The organism is Acinetobacter sp. V110_1 (genome assembly GCF_031798975.1).
Classification (GTDB): Bacteria; Pseudomonadota; Gammaproteobacteria; order Pseudomonadales; family Moraxellaceae; genus Acinetobacter; species Acinetobacter nosocomialis_A.
This window is the reverse complement of the sequence record NZ_JAVQNN010000030.1, coordinates 974,365-991,301: the sequence shown is the minus strand read 5'-3', so window position 1 is coordinate 991,301 and position 16,937 is coordinate 974,365. Positions and strand designations below refer to the sequence as shown.

General features: G+C 36.9%; 17 protein-coding genes and 1 pseudogene. 9 read left to right on the top strand and 9 right to left on the bottom strand.

Going from position 1 to position 16,937, the window contains the following annotated elements; all coding sequences use genetic code 11:
* The first annotated feature begins 163 nt into the window (after positions 1-163).
* Both RMA95_RS15645 and RMA95_RS15640 read left to right on the top strand, forming a co-directional pair.
* Positions 164-724, top strand: a complete 561-nt coding sequence (locus RMA95_RS15645) for a TetR/AcrR family transcriptional regulator (protein WP_263613350.1) — start codon at positions 164-166, stop codon at positions 722-724.
* A 175-nt stretch (positions 725-899) separates the two neighbouring features.
* On the top strand, positions 900-2,204 hold the full coding sequence (locus RMA95_RS15640) for an MFS transporter (RefSeq protein WP_311071782.1): 1,305 nt from the start codon (positions 900-902) through the stop codon (positions 2,202-2,204).
* Between the two features lie 95 nt (positions 2,205-2,299).
* Here RMA95_RS15640 and RMA95_RS15635 read toward each other — a convergent pair whose 3' ends face one another.
* Positions 2,300-2,737, bottom strand: a complete 438-nt coding sequence (locus RMA95_RS15635; RefSeq protein WP_114271505.1) for a DUF2147 domain-containing protein — start codon at positions 2,735-2,737, stop codon at positions 2,300-2,302.
* Between the two features lie 295 nt (positions 2,738-3,032).
* On the opposite strand from RMA95_RS15635, the pseudogene RMA95_RS15630 reads away from it, so the two are divergent.
* Both RMA95_RS15630 and RMA95_RS15625 read left to right on the top strand, forming a co-directional pair.
* Positions 3,033-3,285: pseudogene (locus RMA95_RS15630) on the top strand (transporter suffix domain-containing protein).
* A 232-nt stretch (positions 3,286-3,517) separates the two neighbouring features.
* Positions 3,518-3,988, top strand: a complete 471-nt coding sequence (locus tag RMA95_RS15625) for a spore coat U domain-containing protein (RefSeq protein ID WP_311071781.1) — start codon at positions 3,518-3,520, stop codon at positions 3,986-3,988.
* A gap of 51 nt (positions 3,989-4,039) precedes the next feature.
* On the opposite strand, the gene RMA95_RS15620 is transcribed toward RMA95_RS15625, so the two are convergent.
* From RMA95_RS15620 to RMA95_RS15605, 4 genes are all read right to left on the bottom strand, one after another.
* Positions 4,040-4,723, bottom strand: a complete 684-nt coding sequence (locus RMA95_RS15620; protein ID WP_311071780.1) for a hypothetical protein — start codon at positions 4,721-4,723, stop codon at positions 4,040-4,042.
* 48 nt (positions 4,724-4,771) lie between these two features.
* The gene (locus tag RMA95_RS15615; protein ID WP_311071779.1) at positions 4,772-6,943 is read right to left on the bottom strand and encodes a TonB-dependent siderophore receptor; all 2,172 of its coding nucleotides are present in this window, start codon (positions 6,941-6,943) and stop codon (positions 4,772-4,774) included.
* A 158-nt stretch (positions 6,944-7,101) separates the two neighbouring features.
* Positions 7,102-7,686, bottom strand: coding sequence for a GNAT family protein (locus RMA95_RS15610; RefSeq protein ID WP_311071778.1), 585 nt, complete (start codon positions 7,684-7,686; stop codon positions 7,102-7,104).
* A 49-nt stretch (positions 7,687-7,735) separates the two neighbouring features.
* Positions 7,736-8,554, bottom strand: coding sequence for an isocitrate lyase/phosphoenolpyruvate mutase family protein (locus tag RMA95_RS15605; RefSeq protein ID WP_311071777.1), 819 nt, complete (start codon positions 8,552-8,554; stop codon positions 7,736-7,738).
* Positions 8,555-8,867: 313 nt separating this feature from the next.
* Here RMA95_RS15605 and RMA95_RS15600 point away from each other — a divergent pair, with 313 nt between their 5' ends.
* Entirely contained in the window at positions 8,868-9,572 is a 705-nt protein-coding gene (locus tag RMA95_RS15600) for an SDR family oxidoreductase (protein ID WP_311071776.1), read from the top strand.
* Between the two features lie 121 nt (positions 9,573-9,693).
* Here the strand turns inward: RMA95_RS15600 and RMA95_RS15595 are convergent, their stop codons facing one another.
* Positions 9,694-10,014: a pyrimidine/purine nucleoside phosphorylase gene (locus RMA95_RS15595; protein ID WP_004702576.1), complete on the bottom strand. Its 321-nt coding sequence runs from the start codon at positions 10,012-10,014 to the stop codon at positions 9,694-9,696.
* A gap of 236 nt (positions 10,015-10,250) precedes the next feature.
* Between RMA95_RS15595 and RMA95_RS15590 the strand changes: the two genes are divergently transcribed.
* From RMA95_RS15590 to metC, 3 genes are all read left to right on the top strand, one after another.
* On the top strand, positions 10,251-10,721 hold the full coding sequence (locus tag RMA95_RS15590; protein ID WP_004702573.1) for an Lrp/AsnC family transcriptional regulator: 471 nt from the start codon (positions 10,251-10,253) through the stop codon (positions 10,719-10,721).
* Positions 10,722-10,762: 41 nt separating this feature from the next.
* Positions 10,763-11,491, top strand: coding sequence for an AAA family ATPase (locus tag RMA95_RS15585; protein ID WP_311071775.1), 729 nt, complete (start codon positions 10,763-10,765; stop codon positions 11,489-11,491).
* Positions 11,492-11,731: 240 nt separating this feature from the next.
* A complete protein-coding gene (gene metC / locus RMA95_RS15580; RefSeq protein WP_311071774.1) occupies positions 11,732-12,913 on the top strand; it encodes a cystathionine beta-lyase in 1,182 nt (393 codons plus the stop codon).
* Between the two features lie 176 nt (positions 12,914-13,089).
* Here the strand turns inward: metC and RMA95_RS15575 are convergent, their stop codons facing one another.
* Entirely contained in the window at positions 13,090-13,812 is a 723-nt protein-coding gene (locus RMA95_RS15575) for a type 1 glutamine amidotransferase (protein ID WP_311071773.1), read from the bottom strand.
* Positions 13,813-14,561: 749 nt separating this feature from the next.
* Here RMA95_RS15575 and RMA95_RS15570 point away from each other — a divergent pair.
* Positions 14,562-14,774, top strand: a complete 213-nt coding sequence (locus tag RMA95_RS15570) for a cold-shock protein (RefSeq protein ID WP_002054492.1) — start codon at positions 14,562-14,564, stop codon at positions 14,772-14,774.
* 165 nt (positions 14,775-14,939) lie between these two features.
* Here RMA95_RS15570 and RMA95_RS15565 read toward each other — a convergent pair whose 3' ends face one another.
* Together RMA95_RS15565 and RMA95_RS15560 are read right to left on the bottom strand one after the other, a co-directional pair.
* Positions 14,940-15,968, bottom strand: a complete 1,029-nt coding sequence (locus RMA95_RS15565) for a MerR family transcriptional regulator (RefSeq protein ID WP_311071772.1) — start codon at positions 15,966-15,968, stop codon at positions 14,940-14,942.
* Between the two features lie 242 nt (positions 15,969-16,210).
* On the bottom strand, positions 16,211-16,909 hold the full coding sequence (locus tag RMA95_RS15560; RefSeq protein WP_311071771.1) for a DUF1826 domain-containing protein: 699 nt from the start codon (positions 16,907-16,909) through the stop codon (positions 16,211-16,213).
* Positions 16,910-16,937: the final 28 nt, after the last annotated feature.

Genomic DNA, 16,937 nt, shown 5'->3' with positions numbered 1-16,937 from the left:
AAGACTCGTTACGACTAAAAATCATAGCAACAATAAACCCGAGATAGGCGAGCACACCATTACTGTGCGGCTTCTGCATGCCTGTATTTAGCACTCAATTTAAGAGTGACGGCATTTCTATCTCTTTTATATACAACAAAAAATTATTTTAATCGGTAAAACTATGTCAACTTTAGAACTATCTTCTAAGAAATTACAGGTTATTCAAACCGCAATCCAACTCTTTACCACTCGTGGCTTTCACACCTCAGGCGTAGACCTGATTGCTAAAGAAGCCAACATCACCAAATCCACGTTTTACAAATATTTTGGCTCGAAAGAACGCTTAGTCGAAATGTGCATCGCCTTTCAAAAAAGCTTACTCAGAGAAGAAGTGCTCGCCATTATTTACTCAAGCCGTTACTACACTTCAAAAGACAAACTTAAAGAAATTATTGTTTTACATACCAATTTAAACAGCCTGTATAACCTTTTGCTTAAAGCTATTTTTGAAATAAAACTGCTTCATCCGCAGGCTTACCGTATGGCGATTGAATATCGAAAATGGCTGCGCCATGAAATTTTTGATCTGATTTTTAGCGGAGAAATTAATGAGCCAAAATTTGATGCCAACATGGTAGTAAACCTGATTGATGGTTTGCTGCTACAGGTTTTAAGCTCGAACAGCATTGAGCATAGGGATATAGCCGTAGAGTGCTTTTTTAAGTCGACTTGTTTGAAGTAAAGGGGATTATTTAAATAATAGGATATATGGTTTGCTTGGGGTTTTGTGAGATGAGCAGACCATAGACGCCGTGCGATGAGGTGTGTTATTTTGTTTTGCGCTAATCGTAAATAGATTACGTATATCATAATTAAAATGAAATTAATTTAAAGCGCCTCATGGAGAAAGGAATACCATGAAAGAAGTTGCATTGAGTGATTTGATCAATCAGCAGAAAGTTGGACCTTATCAAAAATTTATTCTGGTTACCTGTTTACTGCTCATGATTATGGATGGTTATGACATCCAGTCCATGGCTTACGCAGCCCCAATGATTATAGAAGACTGGGGCGTTCAAAAAACCATGCTAGGCGTTGTGTTTAGCGCAAGCTTATTTGGCTTATTTGTCGGATCATTTTTATTAAGTTCACTTTCCGATCGGTTTGGTCGCCGTCCGATACTACTGATTTCGACCTTTATGTTTTCGGTATTAATGCTGTTGACACCCCATGTAGGTAATATTGAACAACTGACCGCAATCCGCTTTGTTACAGGAATTTTTTTAGGCGGTATCATGCCAAATGTGATGGCTTATAGCTCCGAAATTGTTCCATACAAATCTCGTATTTTTACCATGATGGTCATTTCTTGTGGCTATACAGTCGGCGCAATGTTGGGAGGCGGTATATCCGCCTTACTCGTTCCTTGGGGCGGTTGGCAGTCGATTTTTTATTTTGGCGGAATTATCCCTCTAATCATTTTCTTTATTACATACTTTAAGATGCCAGAATCTTTATATTTTCTGAGTGAAGATAGCAAAAACACACCTAAAATTTTATTTTGGTTAAAGAAATTTTATCCTGCATTAACATTCAATTCAGAAATAAAAATCATTAATAACACTGAAGTTGAGGTTAAAAAGTCGCCACTAGAATTGTTTAAAAATCAGCGCGCATTTTTTACCTATTCCATCTGGATTATCAGTATTTTAAATATGATCAGTCTCTATTTTCTGGCGAATTGGCTACCTACTTTAGCCAAAGAGTCAGGTCTTTCATTAAATCAGGCATTAATGATTGGTTCCACCTTACAGTTAGGCGGAACGATTGGTAGTGTGGTGATGGGACTTAAAATTGATAAGACAGGATTCTATAAAGTACTCATTCCTGTTTTTATAGTCGCCGTGATGAGTGTTGCTTTAATTGGCTATGCTGTTAGCCATATTGCTTTACTATTTATAATTATTTTTATAGCTGGCTTCGCAATTGTTGGTGGGCAGCCTGCTATTAATGCCTTATCTGCCAGTTATTATCCAGTTTCACTTCGTACTACAGGGGTAGGCTGGAGTATTGGAATTGCTCGTTTAGGGTCGGTTATTGGGCCGCTATTTGGTGGGTATCTCTCTCAATTTTTGGTCATTACCCATTTGTTTGTGATTGCTGCAATACCTTCGCTCTTCGTCATTATCATGCTGATTGTTCAGGCTAAATACCGATCATAACAATGTCTACATACATCATTTATATAGTGTACATATAGACCGTAATTATGATCGGTGAGTAGCTAAAGAGAGTGGGTCACAAGCTAGTTCAAGAGTTATTTAACTCGATACCACGTTTGGTTTCGGCCAATTGCAGAAATACCAATGTAGCCACGCGCGGTAAGTTTTTCACCATCAGGTGATACAGTTACGCTAAAGCGATAGGTCTTGTCTGACTGAGGGTCGAGAATAGATCCTTTGTCATATTTATTTTTACCTATACTTTTTAAATTTTTGACGATGGTTAAACCAATTAAAGATTTGTTTTTATAAGTACCTTCACACATCGTACATTTGTTGGCTTCGCTTGGAACAAGGATTTTTTCAATATTCGCAGAGAGAAGACCGTTTTTGTCTTCGCTAAATCTGACTAGTGCTCTAGGTTGATTGGTTGCATCATCAATGGTTTTCCAAACACTGCCATGTAGTTTGTCCGAAGCAAACGAATGAATCGAATAAAAGCTAAGTAAAAGTAATAATAAATATTTTTTCATATCAATGGATTCTCGATTTAAAAGTGGATGATTTTAGCCGCTAGAATTATTCATTTTAAATTTAACTTCACAGTTTTCTTAGTATTTAATCTATAAGCTAAACAATATGTAAAGTTATATTCTATCGGGCCTTATATTATTTTGATGCCTTTTTTTATGCAATTGCGAGAATGGACAGAATTATTCGGTTTTTAAAGATTTTTATTTCTCCATGCTTTTTACACACTTCTTCAATGCTGTATACACAAAGAAGTGAATAATGAGATTTATAAATTTTTAAGTTTAAAAGCTGTTTATGACACGTCCTCAATTGAACCTCAAAAAGAAAATAGGCTTAGTTTTATTAGGATTTGTTGCTTTGTATTGGATCTCGTTTCCTATTCTTCCTTTTCTAGATATTCCTTATAAAGCAGCCGTGATCACAGGGTTGATGGTACTAGGAGGTTCTATTTTTAATTGCAATTGCTCTATTAGGTAAGGAATATTGGGCTAAGATCAAACAATGGTTTTCTAAAGTATTTAGAAAAATAAAACCCAAAGAAAATTAATTTATAGTGAATGGAAATAAAAAATATTAACTACTTTTTAAACTAAATAAATTACGTTTAATTCATCACAAATTATAAGAATAATATGAAAATCATGTGATTATTATCGATTGACAGTAGGCGATATTAAGTTTTATAACTTAATGACCCTGAAACTGTTTCTTTAGTAAAACAGAAAAATGACAATATAAAGATGAGTAGAAATTAGAACAAAAAAAGATAAGGAGAAGAAATGAAAGTCATTAAATACGCCTTATTTTCCTTTATGGGAGTGTTGATAATAAATAACGCAGAGGCTGGAAATGCATCTACTTCCTTAAAGGTGAGCTTAACCATTGTAGACACTTGTGAAGTTTCAACCCAAGGAAATTTAGACTTTGGTTCAGTTGTACGCGCTCAGCCAGTCGCTGCTGCAAGAACCGATGTATCTGTCCAATGTAGCCAGAATACACCATATCAAGTGGCGGTTACCTCAGACAATAACTTTGAACTTAAGTCAGCCACCAGTCCAGCATCTGTGGCATATGTGCTGTATCAAGATGCTGGTCATACTCAAATTTGGAGCGGGGCAGGAAGTAATATACACTCAGGTGTAGCAACAGGTATGAAAGAAAATATTCCTATACATGGGGTAATTACATCGAGTACTAATGTTCAGGCTACAAAGTATGAAGATTGGGTACGCGTAAATGTTGTTTATTAATTGCAGCTCTACAAAGTGTAATGAGAAACCTTGAGAGCTGGATAAATAGTTTTATTTATTGGTAAGCCATTCAATTGAGGCATCAAATAGCTTTAAGCCATCGTCAGATAGATTGGTAAAGGTGTCATTGTTAAGGAAGAACATAAGACGTTTTGCAGGTGCTAAAGATTCATAGTCCATGGTTGCACCTTTCTCATATCCCCAAATTGCTACTTTTTCAGGTTGGCCATAAATCGTTGCGATAATGGTGGCACCTAAACCCGGCTTACCCCAACTCATAGGCGCTTGAGCTTTATATACATTGCGGGTTCCGGCTGGAAGATGCGCAGACAATGGATGTGGTGCATTGACCAACCACAGATAACGTTCTTTCTCGACTTCGCCAAAATCGTTATTAATGCGTTTACCTGTCATAGCCAAGTCATCAAGATAATCGTTTTCCCACGTCATGAGTGGAAGGGGAAGTTGACGCCAACCAGATTGAAGGTTTTTAGAAGCAACCGTAGATGAAATAATGACTAAGTCTGTGTTCTTTAAACTATTTGGTGAAACAGATTGATCTAATACCTCAACTTGATAGCCCTTGCTTTGCAAGTATTTTTGAATGGCAATATCGGTATTTGCAGAAGCACTTTTAACTTGAGAGATGAGGGCAATTCGTGTTTGAGCATAAATAGAAGATGTCCATACACAGAGTGCACTGACCATCATCATGATAGAAAGAAGCTTTTTCATAATGTTCTCAAAAGAGCAGTACTTTAGACACTGCTCTGATCCCATGTTTTAAAATTTAAAGGTTGCACGTAATACCGCTTGGCGAGAGTCACCTTGAGACACGGCTAAATTATTGACGCTAGCTGTGTAGTAGGTTTTGTCAAAGATATTATTTAAATTAAATTGGAACGTAACCGCTTGTTTAGCAATGGTCGTGTCATAACTGACAAAAGCATTGGCAAGAGTATAGTCTGGCAGGTCAAAGGTATTTTCAGAATCGCCCGCACGTTTACCCACATAATTACCGCTTACGCCAAAACGTAAATTACCGTTGTAAAGTTCACCATAGTTATAGGCCAATGCTAAAGAAGCAGTGTTTTTCGCTACATTATTTAAGCGATTGCCTTCAAGGCCACTTTCATCTTCAGTCACTTTCGCATCTGTATAAGCATAGGTGAGAGTCGCATCAAGCTGGTCGGTTACACGTCCTGTTAGGTCAAGTTCAGCACCTTTAGAACGTACAGCACCTGTCGTATGCAGTTCAACTTCACCAGTTGATGAGTTAGTCACTTTAGCTAAAACGTTACGTTTTTTAATATCGTAGAGTGCAAAGTTTGCTTTAACACGGTCATTTAACTCATATTTCGCGCCAACTTCATAAGACTTGGCTTGTTCAGGTTGAACATCAGAGTTAATGACAGCATCGCCACCCAAAGGTGCAATAGAAGAAGACGGTTTAAGTGACTCGGTATAGCTACCATAGAATGAAAGCTGGTCATTCCATTTATAAACTAAACCTGCATGTGGAAGCCAAGCATCATCATTGGTATTGGTATTTTCTTTAAACGGTCTGCCACGCCCAGCAGTTTGCTGATAGTTCAGGTAACGTCCACCAAGTACAGCAATCCATTTTTCATTTAAGTGAATTGCATCTTGTACATAAAAACCGTAGGTATGCAGTTTATCGGTTTGGTCACTATCTGATGCCACAACATTTTGAGATGGCTCGACAGTTCCAAAACTTGGATTTAAATAATCTAAAGTTGAAGTATTGCCACGAACCATATCTGGACGGAAATACTTACGGTATTCGATGTCTGAACCGAACTGAATATCATGCTTTAAACCAAACAGGTTGGTTGAACCATTAATATATGCTTGAGCATTACTGTCTACGCTTTGGGCATTTAAAGTCGCATCGGTACGGCGTGTCACGGTGTGTTTAGTTGTATCTAACTTGGTTACACGTAACTGGTTAGCATCGTAGGTTTCGTAGTTGTAGGTATAGCCGAAGTGAGCTGACCAGTTATCATTAATTTGGTGATCAACTAAAAGTTGCGCCAAATGATCTTCACCTTTCATTTGGTTAAACGCTTCATCTAGACGTTGGTATTTAGAGATCGGTAGGGCTTTATTGGTTTTCGGGTCAAAAACGGTAGAGCGGTCAAAAGGTACATCAAAGTGACGATATTGATAACTCAGGTTCACTTTAGTTTGACCATTATCCCATGCGACAGACGGAGCAATTAAAGTCTGTTTGAGATTACCAAAATTACGCCAATAGTCAGCGTCGGAATGATCTGCAATAAAGCGATAAGCAAAGTTACTATCGCTAATTGCGCCTGTGGTATCTATGCTTGCACCTAAACCGTTTTTGCCCGCAGCAAAGCTTGAACCGTAAACGGAAAGTTCAGTTTTCTGGGTAGTCTCAGGTTTTTTTGTAATGACATTGACCACACCACCCGGGTCCATAATGCCATAGAGTAATGAAGATGGACCTTTTAAAACTTCGACTTGTTCAACTGCCGCATTCATGGTTCGGCCTTGCACAATTGGCATACCATTTACGGTAATTGAACCGTCACGGTTATCACCAAAGCCGCGTTTCATTACGGTGTCTTGTGTACCGCCTAAAGTATTACCCTGCGTAATGCCGCTGACTTGGGTCAGTGCATTGTCCAAGTTTGCAGGCAAATAATCTTTCATGTATTGCTTAGATACAACGTTTACGGTTTGCGGGCTTTCTAAATTTTTTTGTTTGCCTCTGAGGGTCGACGCCGTTTGTGTTGCGATATAGCTTGAGTCTGTTTCAGCCTGAACCTTAATCGTTTCTAGTTGCGCTGGTTGAATCGCGGTTGCTTCTGCCCAAGACATCATCGGAATGAGGGATAAAAGTAAGGGGCTACTATGTTTTAAAATTTCAACAGTAATTAAATTTTTACGCGGGGAGAAAGCAAACATAAGTATACCTAAGTGATATAAAAATCGTGAAAGGCTAAAAAAGAGCGACTATTCAAGCGAACAAACAGGAGTGCCGACTAGACTTAAAAAAGTGTGTAAAGTATATATAAATGAGACTCATTTGCAATGGTTTGCAGGCAATAAAGCCTCAGGAAAAATTAATAACAATTTAACTTTTTAATAAGATTATCTTTTATGCTCGGCCACTCTTCATCAATAATGCTGAATCTGACTGAATTTCTTTTTCTTCCATCAGGCATGATTCGCTCATTTCTAACCACACCTTCTTTCTGGGCACCGAGTCTTAAAATCGCATTCTGGGATTTTTCATTAAGTACATCTGTTGTGAACTGAACTCTAATGCAATTTAGCTCTTCAAAGGCATATTGAAGCAACAAATATTTTGCTTCTGTATTTGCGTATGTTCGCTGCCACGATTTTGAGTACCAAGTACTTCCAATTTCTAACTTTAAATTTTTTCTATCTATTTTCCAAAATCTGGTAGACCCAATAATTTTTCCTGTAGCAATGTCTTCGACTACAAAAGGAAGAACCGTACCCGCTTGGTAACCTTCTAGTGCATGCTGAATATAGTCATTTACTGTTTCTGCTGAAGGAACTACAGTGAAAGGAAGGTTCCATAGTTCTCCATCTGAAGCAGCGTTAACAAGGTCTTTTGAATCTTCAATAGTTAATATGCGCAGTCGTATACGATGGCTTGAAAGCGTTATGTTTAAAGGCATAACAGAGGTCCTAGCTAAAAGGTACTAAATAAAGAGGTCTATCCCAATCTTATTTAAATCGACTATTAAGATCGCCACTTGAAACCGAAGTATTGAGCGAATGAAAATTGCCTGACTCGGCAATCGCACTTGCTGTTTTAATAAAACCATCCCAAGCTGAACGTGCTAATGCACCACCAAGGCTAATACGTCTTACACCCAAGTCTGCAAGTTCTGCTGCCGTTAAATCACTATCCCAACCAATTAAAACATTTACTGGTTTTGGTGAAACGGCATTCACCACAGCGATGATTTGTTCACGAGTTTTAATACCAGGCGCATACAGGCAGTCAGCACCAGCCTCTGAATATGCTTTCAACCTGTTAATGGTGTCTTCTAAATCGGGTACACCCACAAAGAAGTTTTCAGCACGACCAATAAGCATGACGTTAGTTCCACTTTGGTCGATTGCTAAGCGAGCTGCTCGTATTCTTTCAACTGCGTCAGGAATATCACGAAGCGGCTTTTCACTATTTCCCGTTGAATCTTCAATAGAAATACCCGCTATACCTGTATCAATTGCCATTAGAACATTTTCAATGACGCCTTGAGTGGTATCTGAAAAGCCACTTTCAAAATCAGCATTTATAGGTAGGTTGGTGGACTGAACCATATAACGTAAATGTGCCAAGGTTTCATCTCGGTCGAGTTGACCATCGGCCTTTCCGCAAGACCATGCATAACCTGAGCTTGTTGTTGCCAGTGCTTTATAGCCCAGTTGTTCGAGTATTTTTGCACTGCCTGCATCCCAAGGGTTGGGTAAAATAAAGCATCCGTCTTTATGGAGATCGTGGAAAATTCTTCTTTTCTCATGGACTGAATTTTTCATTATTTCGTACTCTTTTAATGTATTTACTTAAACTTAGCCACTCAATTTTGCCTTTAAACTAAGAGCTTGAAAGACCAACTCAAGTCGAATGACTATAACAACTTTTTAACGTATACAAATACAACCACTTCTTAATTTCAAATAAGAAAATCAAAATAAAGTCATGTCCATTTTGGAGATATTGATTATAGTTTTCTTGAGTTTATATAAATCTGTTTATCGTCATAAAAAATCATAGTGAGGGTTTTATTATTTTTGTAGTTAACAGGGGAGAACGAACCAGAAACTATTTTATGTCTAATAAGGATCCGCTATGAAGAACACTTACTTAGTTACAGGCGCTACGAAAGGTATTGGAAAAGCAATTAGCGACGAACTGTCCTTGCAGGGACATCACGTCATTGGCATTGCCAGAAATATCGACTATATAGACTTTCCCGGACAGCTTTTTAGTTGTGATTTATCCAATATAGAACAGACTGAAGAAACCTTAGCATTGATTGCTAAATCTCATGTCATACATGGAATCGTAAATAACTCAGGAATTAGTTTGCCCCAACCTTTGGGCCAGATTTCCTTCCTTGCCTTAGAGGAAGTTTGGAACTTAAATGTAAGAGCGGCTATACAAGTGACTCAGCATTTTGTTGCGCAACTAAAAGAACAGCGCTTTGGGCGAATTATTAATATTGGCAGCAGGGCAATTTACGGAGCAAAACAACGGACAGCATACTCGGCAGCAAAAAGTGCATTGGTCGGGTGTACTAAAACTTGGGCACTTGAGTTGGCTGAGTTTGGAATAACGGTAAACTGTATCGCGCCGGGGCCAATTGAAACGGAACTTTTTAGAAAAACCCGACCCGTTGGAAGTGAAGCTGAAAAAGCGATATTAGAAAGTATTCCTTTGGGAAGAATAGGTACTCCACAAGATGTTGCACATGCAGTCGCTTTTTTATTGTCAGATCATGCGGGCTTTATTACCGGCCAAGTTCTCAATGTTGATGGTGGTGGAAGCTTATAGATAATTGTAAAAGTGCTTAGGTACTAAAAATTTAAACTTCATCTTGTCTAGTTTTAAGAAAAGATGAAATTGTTCATAGGAAAACCACATCCTATGAAAGGTATGACTTTGTAATTTTAATTCATTCTAAATGGCAGACGTAATCAATCACTTCATCTGTGATAATTTTAAATTTACTATTTTCGGGAACATTAAAAGATTCACCACTTGAATAGACTTTAGTATCCGGATCATCGCCAATTTGAACACTACATTTCCCCGAAATGATCTCAATGCGTTCAGAAACGTGGGTTTTAAAAGTTAACGCTTTTTCTGTTGGAAGAATCACCCCTAAAGTCTTTTTTGTACCATCTTCAAGTTCAATAACATGACTAATAGAGTGTCCTTCGTAATGAACATTCGCTTTTTTTGTTATAGACACAGCATCAAATTGATTTGGCATTTTTTGTCTCTTTTATTGTACCGAATATGTACAAGATAATAATAAAAGCTCATCTAAACTTTCAAGCTTTAAAAATAGATTGTTAGGTGGACAATAGAAATAAATGCGTCTCGAACGCGCGGAGATCATTTAAAATATCGGTAAATATCTTTTTTATTAAAATTAGAATAACAATCTAATATATTGTTCATTGATTTGATTTATTGCAAATACATAGTGCAGAGAAGCTTGAAGGTATGAAGTTAAATTTAGATAAATATGACCGTGTAATATTAGATCTTCTACAGAAGGACTGCACATTGGCAATAGGCGATATTGCGGAAAAGGTAGGATTAAGCAACACGGCTTGTTGGCGCAGAATACATAAAATGGAAGAAGAGGGTATTATTCGTGCAAAAGTCGCTTTGCTAGACCGTAAAAAACTCAACATTAATGTGATTGTGATGGTGTTTATTAAAACTGCTCAACACAATATTGAGTGGATTCAAAAATTTCACTCTCATATCTATAGCATAGATGAAGTTATTGAAGTGTATAGAATGGCAGGTGAAACAGATTATTTACTTAAAGTCGCCGTATCGGATGTTGCTGAATTCGATAAAGTTTATAAAAAATTAATTGAAATTAATGGCTTGGCTGATGTGAGTTCTAGTTTTGCCATGGAGCAAATTAAATATACGACAGAACTTCCTTTAAATTTTTTCTAATAAAAACTGCAAATACTATTAAAAATTAAGGACCAGCAAAAATGCTAGAAGCTAAGCCTTATTTACGTTCGGTACAAATTAAAGCAAATATGCAGGCAGACTGGTCAATTTATCCTTTTACGATACCAGCCGTTAATGATATTGAACAATTAAGTTTCCATCCAGACGTTACTTTTTTTGTTGGTGAAAATGGCTCTGGTAAGTCGACGATTATGGAAGCCATCGCTTTGGCGCTTGGCTTTTCCGAAGAAGGCGGCACTCTAAATGTACGACTTAATTCAGCGAGTAGTTCATCAGGTTTATTTCAGTATTTAAGAATGATTAAAAGCTTTAAAAAGCCTAAAGACTATTATTTTTTAAGAGCCGAAAGTTATTACAATGTCGGCACATATATGAATGAAGTGGGTTATGTAAAAAGTTATGGAGGCAATATCCATGCTTGTTCACATGGAGAAAGCTTTTTAAAACTGCTGACCAATAAATTACAAGGTGAGGGACTTTACTTATTGGATGAACCCGAAGCAGCTCTTTCACCTACCATGCAATTTGTCGCTTTGTCGGCTATTCATGAATTATGCAAAAAACAGTCACAACTCATCATTGCAACACATTCCCCAATTTTACTGGCTTATCCCAACGCTAAAATCTATCACTTTTCTGACACTGGAATCCGTGAAATCCAGTATGAGCAAACGGAACATTTCCGCGTGATGCATGATTTTTTAAATAATTACCAAAAGCGTATCCAGCAAATCATGGATGAAGAATAGTGTGAGAAGTATCTTTTATAACAGCAAGTTCGAACAACACGCAGATCAATGCAAAGGACGCTATAGAATCATATTTTACTCTAAGAAATAATTATCGGATTAAAATTCTAATTTTAAGTAAAAATAAGAAATAAAAATTTAATATCGAGATAAAAAATAGAAAAGATTAAAATTTATATCCATTGAAACCTCACTATCATGAATTGGTAATAACGTTGATATGTTTCTTGGAATATAAAAGTGAATCAATTCAGCACAGATGTCATTAATTTAGGACGAACACCCGAGCGCTTTGATGGTCTAGTCAACACACCTGTTTTTCGTGGTTCTACTATTGTTGTAAATAGCTTTAGAGAGTGGGAAGAATTTAAACGAAATGGTGGGGTATATCGACATTATGGCCGTTTCGGTGCTGCAACAGCCAAATCTTTTGAAAGTGCAATCAATGCACTTGAAGGTGGTGCGGGTAGTATGGTGTTTCCATCTGGGTTATCGGCATGTACACATGCACTTATGGCTTGTGTAGAGGCAAATAGTCATGTCTTGATTGCAGATAATATCTATGGCCCAACACGAAATTTTGCTGACAATATATTAGTTCGAATGGGGGTAAGTGTTGATTATTTTGACTCTACTAACCTTGGGGCATTAACTGAAAAAATTAATCATCGTACTAGTGTGGTGTTTATTGAGTCACCGGGTTCAATGACATTTGAACTGAGTGATGTTGCGGCAATTTCTGCAATTAGCCATCAATACGGCGCAAAAGTATTAGTCGATAACTCTTGGGCAACGCCGTTACTTTTTCAACCATTAAAGCATGGTGCTGATATTTCTATTCAGTCCGTAACTAAATACATTGGCGGCCATTCTGACATATTAATGGGCGTAGCTACTGCAAATGCCGAAACATACGAACAACTTACGAAAACAGGTCATTTGTTTGGTGAGACCACAAGCCCAGACGACATTTATTTGGCTTCACGGGGCTTGCGAAGTTTAGCGGTAAGGTTAAAGCAGCATCAAGATAATGCTTTAACTATTGCTCGATTTCTAGCGACACATCCGGCTATTAAGGAAGTGCTTCATCCTGGCTTAGAAACCAGCCCTTATCATGATTTGTGGTTAAGAGATTTTCATGGTTCATCTGGGGTATTTGCTTTTTATTTAAAAGAATCTGAACCTTCTTATGTGCAAAAATTCTTTGATTCGTTGCAATTATTTCACATTGGTTTGTCTTGGGGTGGGTTTGAAAGTTTGATTTTACCTGTTGGACAAGCTTATCGAACCCATACCAATCTACCTAAAGATGGCTATTTGGTGCGGTTGAATATCGGACTAGAATCGGTGGTCGATTTACAAAAAGATTTGCAACATGCCCTACAGTGCGCAGAACAAATGCGTGTTGAAAGTGTGATATAGCCGGCTTAAAACCTAAAAGCTAACTTTGCACATCAGCCGCTTTATGTGTGACAGGCGTTATTATTTTATTAGATGTTGTATAGCGACCATCTACTACCTGAGATTCTGTTGCTACCTGCATAACAGCTCAACTCACTTCATGAAAGAAAGCCCTGATAAAAGGGCTTTGCTGTGATTTAGTTGAGTTTTAAATATTCATCATTTAATTTATCTAGAAAAATAAACAAGTTTTGGTTCATTTCTTGGTAATCGTGTTTTCTTAATTCTTCACGGGTGTTAACAAATTTATAATCATGAGCTTGATCGAGTTCAGCCGCTGAATGTTGAATGAGTAATTCGATGACTTTAGGTGTTAACTCCATATGACACTGTAAACCATAAACTAATTTCGAATATTCAACGATTTGTCGCGGACATCCTGCACTAAAAGCAATAATTTTTGCATCGCTCGTTAACCCGGGCATATCATTGTGCCAGTGGCCAACTTCTGTCATTTTTCCTAAATGTGAGAATAGAGAATTTTTAAAACCGTACTCTGTCAGCATAATAGGAAACTTACCAATTTCTCTTTCAGGGCTATGTTCAAACTTGGCACCTAAAGCTTCACCGATGAGCTGTGAACCTAAACATATCCCTAAAACAACTTTGTTTGCTTGGATGGCTTTCTTAATGACAGCTTGTTCAGCGAGTGAATTAAAATGAGAACATGCTTCAATGGTCGTATCTGGACTTTGCGGCCCACCCATCACAATAAGAAAATCAATTTCTTCAACCGTAGAAGGTAATTCTTCATTTAAATACACTCTTGAATATGTCATTTTGAAGTTATTATTTTGACCCCAAATTTCATATGCACCAGGTGCTTCAAAATCTTCATGAACAATAAAATGTAAACGCATGATAGTCCTCAAAATTCAAAGGATGTATAGATAGGTTCATTGCTAGATCTAAGCCAAAGATAGGTTACGAAGCCTATGACCTAATGAATACATCCAGTTTTTTAAAATTATATGGTCCAGTGAGAGGGAGATGTTCCCATGCAAAGCCTCTTACAACAGACAGTTTGTTTAATAATGATTTTAACGATGCTGGTTAAAATATAATAATGATTGAATTTTTATTTTAAAATTAATTTGATTTATATTTATTCTAATAGTGTTTTTAATAATATTTATATTCTTATATATTTCTAAGCGTGATATTTTTTGAATAGCATAGGGTAATCATAATATTTAGTAATATTATAGAGTAGGACAGAGACATAGCCTAAGTTATTGTAATTAATAAATACTGTTAAGCCGGATAAAGGTTTTGAATTAATATAAATCTAAGATTTAAGAAGGGGCTATAACAAATAAAATGTTATATGTTTAGATCATAAAGTGTAATTATTTGTACAGATGTAAACAAATGTTTAGTATAGTCGTAATAAATAATTCATATAAAAAGTTTGTATAAGTGATTTTTTGGTGTATAATTAGCTTAACTAGAAAAAAGACTTATTAGTTTAGTAAATCCTCTTTTAGTATCGAAGCTTTATTCATAATCCTCCGTTTTTAAGATCTTAAGCTCAATTCGTTATTTTTTCCAAGTTAAACCTGTCATGTCTCATGACATTAAGTTCTTAAAATTCAATAGGATGTATATCATGTCTAACAACACAGCTACTGGTACAGTTAAGTGGTTCAACGAAACTAAAGGTTTTGGTTTCATTCAACAAGATTCTGGTCCAGACGTTTTTGCTCACTTCAAAGAAATCGCATCTTCTGGCTTCAAAACTTTACATGAAGGTCAACGTGTGACTTTTAATGTTGTGCAAGGTCAAAAAGGCCCTAGCGCTACTAACATTATTCCACAGTAATTATTTCTGTAGAATAAATAAAAAAAGCCCTCTTTAGAGGGCTTTTTTTGGCAATAAGGTTTAGCTTTTCTTTCTCGATTTTAAATTCGATATTGAATAAGTACTTTAATATCCTAGGGAAAATCACCCTTATTAGTATAAAAAGAATGATTTAACCTGATAGAACTAAGCACTGCGCATTAAAGCTGCTACTGCTTTTTCCAGAAATTGTAGGGTAACTGGTTTGAGCCAAGTGCCGTCCGCAAGGCTCGGTTCATTTTGCATTGCCGTACGAATTTTTTCTTGAGTACTTGGGTTATTACCAGCATAGCTTTGTAGCATAGAAAGCCATTGTTGAGCCAAACGCCGTGCACCTTCACTATCTGGTTGGACTTCGACATCAATCAATTTTTCAATATCGACCAACAATTGAGGCCATTTTTTCATCTCACGAATGTAGTTTTCTTTTAGAAAAGCAAATTCATTGTCAGATAAATAGCGGGCAAAAATACTCAGCTTACTTTCAGAAAACGCTTGAAGTAAAAACTCAACAACTTCTGGTGTAACCCCTAATTTTTCCTGAAATTCAGGCTCGGCTGAATTTATGGCATTTAATTTAACAAGCCATTCGGGGTTAGCTCGCGTATTCTGCTCAAGAGTTTTCATCCACTTTCGTGCCAGATATTGAGCGGCTTCACTATTAGATGGTTCGCCAGCATTAAATAGTGCATTTGCTGCCTGAGTTAACTCGTGCCATTCTTGGTGACTTTTACTACCTGCTTGTAAGAAAGTAAGTTTTTCAAGCTCTTCTTTTGTAAAGTATTTCTCAAACATTGCTATAAGCTCCATTGTTTTTAGCCAATCCTCCAAACCAAGTTCTTCACCACTCATAATCTGAGATTTCAATTTACTGAGCTGATTTCGCAATTTCTTTTGCTCGTTCAGTCTCTGATCAATTGCTTGAATCTGCTGATCAATAATGGGTAAAAGCGCAAGATTGGGGTCTTCAAGAACCGTATGGATTTCGGCTAACGACATTCCCATTCCTCGTAATGCTTGAATTTGATGCAAACGAGTAATGTCTTTACGGGTATATAGTCGATAACCAGCATCGGAACGGACCGAAGGCTGAAGTAAACCGATATCGTCGTAGTGATGAAGAGCGCGGACAGTAAGTCCTGTTTGTTTAGCCAATTCACCAACTTTTAACAGCATCTTTTTAGCTCCTTCTTCCTTAGGCGTGTTTTATGCTAGGGGCTTACGTTACGTGAGGGTCAACTACTTTAAATCATAATTTTTCATTATTTTCGCTTTAGTAAATATCCAAATTTATTTTATTCATTATTGGAGTGAACGACGAGAAATTAGAAATGCTTTTTAATATAAATTGACTTTAAGCCAATTCAATAATGAAAGAACAGATATTTAAGTCTTTAAAATTAGCAATATGTCGGAAATTAACAGATGAGTAGCAACCGATATTCACCATCATTTTCAACTGGTGCTCTATGCACACACGGTAAAACCTTTTGAGTGGGATGATCTACCGCCAAACGCCACAAGTGTCCTGTACCCAAATTTATAGGTTGAGCATGGGCTTTAGGCTGGTAATGTAAATCAAAAAAAAACTCTGCTAAAAAGCTTTCAAATTCCGCTTCTGGGCCGTCGTGTAATGCTTTGAGTTTCTCTCTAATTTCTGGAATTAAAACTTTTTGCTCAACCTGATCATTAGGCACAATATCGCTAGCCGCACCGTGATAAGTACATAAAAAAGTATCAGTTTCTATAGGGGAACGATCAACATGAAATGAATAGACATCAGTTGAAATAAAATCTAGCTCTTCATCACGTTCATAATGTTTAAGTAAATTAAGTACAGGTGATGCACCCATATCAGTTAAAAGCTGCATATCTTTTAAAATAATGTCTCGAGCCAAATCACCTTGTTCTGAAAGCTCAAGTGCTAACAGGTCTTCAGTAGAAATTTCAGTAATATTTTCTTTTAACTCAAGTTTAGCCACAATTTCTTTAAAGTCGCCAAGCAAATTTCTGTGCCAACAAATAGCATTCTTATCTCCCTGAAAATGTGTATTTACAAGTTCAGCAAAAGTAGACACCACTTCAACTTGCTTGTGGTCAGAAAATGTATTTGTCATATGAAATTTAAATCGCTCAAAACCCTGC

What these genes read in the sequence shown, in the direction of transcription:
- RMA95_RS15645 (WP_263613350.1), top strand. Translation starts at nt 164, where the DNA reads ATGTCAACTTTAGAACTATCTTCTAAGAAATTACAGGTTATTCAAACC.
- RMA95_RS15640 (WP_311071782.1), top strand. Translation starts at nt 900, where the DNA reads ATGAAAGAAGTTGCATTGAGTGATTTGATCAATCAGCAGAAAGTTGGA.
- RMA95_RS15635 (WP_114271505.1), bottom strand. Translation starts at nt 2,737, where the DNA reads ATGAAAAAATATTTATTATTACTTTTACTTAGCTTTTATTCGATTCAT.
- RMA95_RS15625 (WP_311071781.1), top strand. Translation starts at nt 3,518, where the DNA reads ATGAAAGTCATTAAATACGCCTTATTTTCCTTTATGGGAGTGTTGATA.
- RMA95_RS15620 (WP_311071780.1), bottom strand. Translation starts at nt 4,723, where the DNA reads ATGAAAAAGCTTCTTTCTATCATGATGATGGTCAGTGCACTCTGTGTA.
- RMA95_RS15615 (WP_311071779.1), bottom strand. Translation starts at nt 6,943, where the DNA reads ATGTTTGCTTTCTCCCCGCGTAAAAATTTAATTACTGTTGAAATTTTA.
- RMA95_RS15610 (WP_311071778.1), bottom strand. Translation starts at nt 7,686, where the DNA reads ATGCCTTTAAACATAACGCTTTCAAGCCATCGTATACGACTGCGCATA.
- RMA95_RS15605 (WP_311071777.1), bottom strand. Translation starts at nt 8,554, where the DNA reads ATGAAAAATTCAGTCCATGAGAAAAGAAGAATTTTCCACGATCTCCAT.
- RMA95_RS15600 (WP_311071776.1), top strand. Translation starts at nt 8,868, where the DNA reads ATGAAGAACACTTACTTAGTTACAGGCGCTACGAAAGGTATTGGAAAA.
- RMA95_RS15595 (WP_004702576.1), bottom strand. Translation starts at nt 10,014, where the DNA reads ATGCCAAATCAATTTGATGCTGTGTCTATAACAAAAAAAGCGAATGTT.
- RMA95_RS15590 (WP_004702573.1), top strand. Translation starts at nt 10,251, where the DNA reads ATGAAGTTAAATTTAGATAAATATGACCGTGTAATATTAGATCTTCTA.
- RMA95_RS15585 (WP_311071775.1), top strand. Translation starts at nt 10,763, where the DNA reads ATGCTAGAAGCTAAGCCTTATTTACGTTCGGTACAAATTAAAGCAAAT.
- RMA95_RS15575 (WP_311071773.1), bottom strand. Translation starts at nt 13,812, where the DNA reads ATGCGTTTACATTTTATTGTTCATGAAGATTTTGAAGCACCTGGTGCA.
- RMA95_RS15570 (WP_002054492.1), top strand. Translation starts at nt 14,562, where the DNA reads ATGTCTAACAACACAGCTACTGGTACAGTTAAGTGGTTCAACGAAACT.
- RMA95_RS15565 (WP_311071772.1), bottom strand. Translation starts at nt 15,968, where the DNA reads ATGCTGTTAAAAGTTGGTGAATTGGCTAAACAAACAGGACTTACTGTC.
- RMA95_RS15560 (WP_311071771.1), bottom strand. Translation starts at nt 16,909, where the DNA reads ATGACAAATACATTTTCTGACCACAAGCAAGTTGAAGTGGTGTCTACT.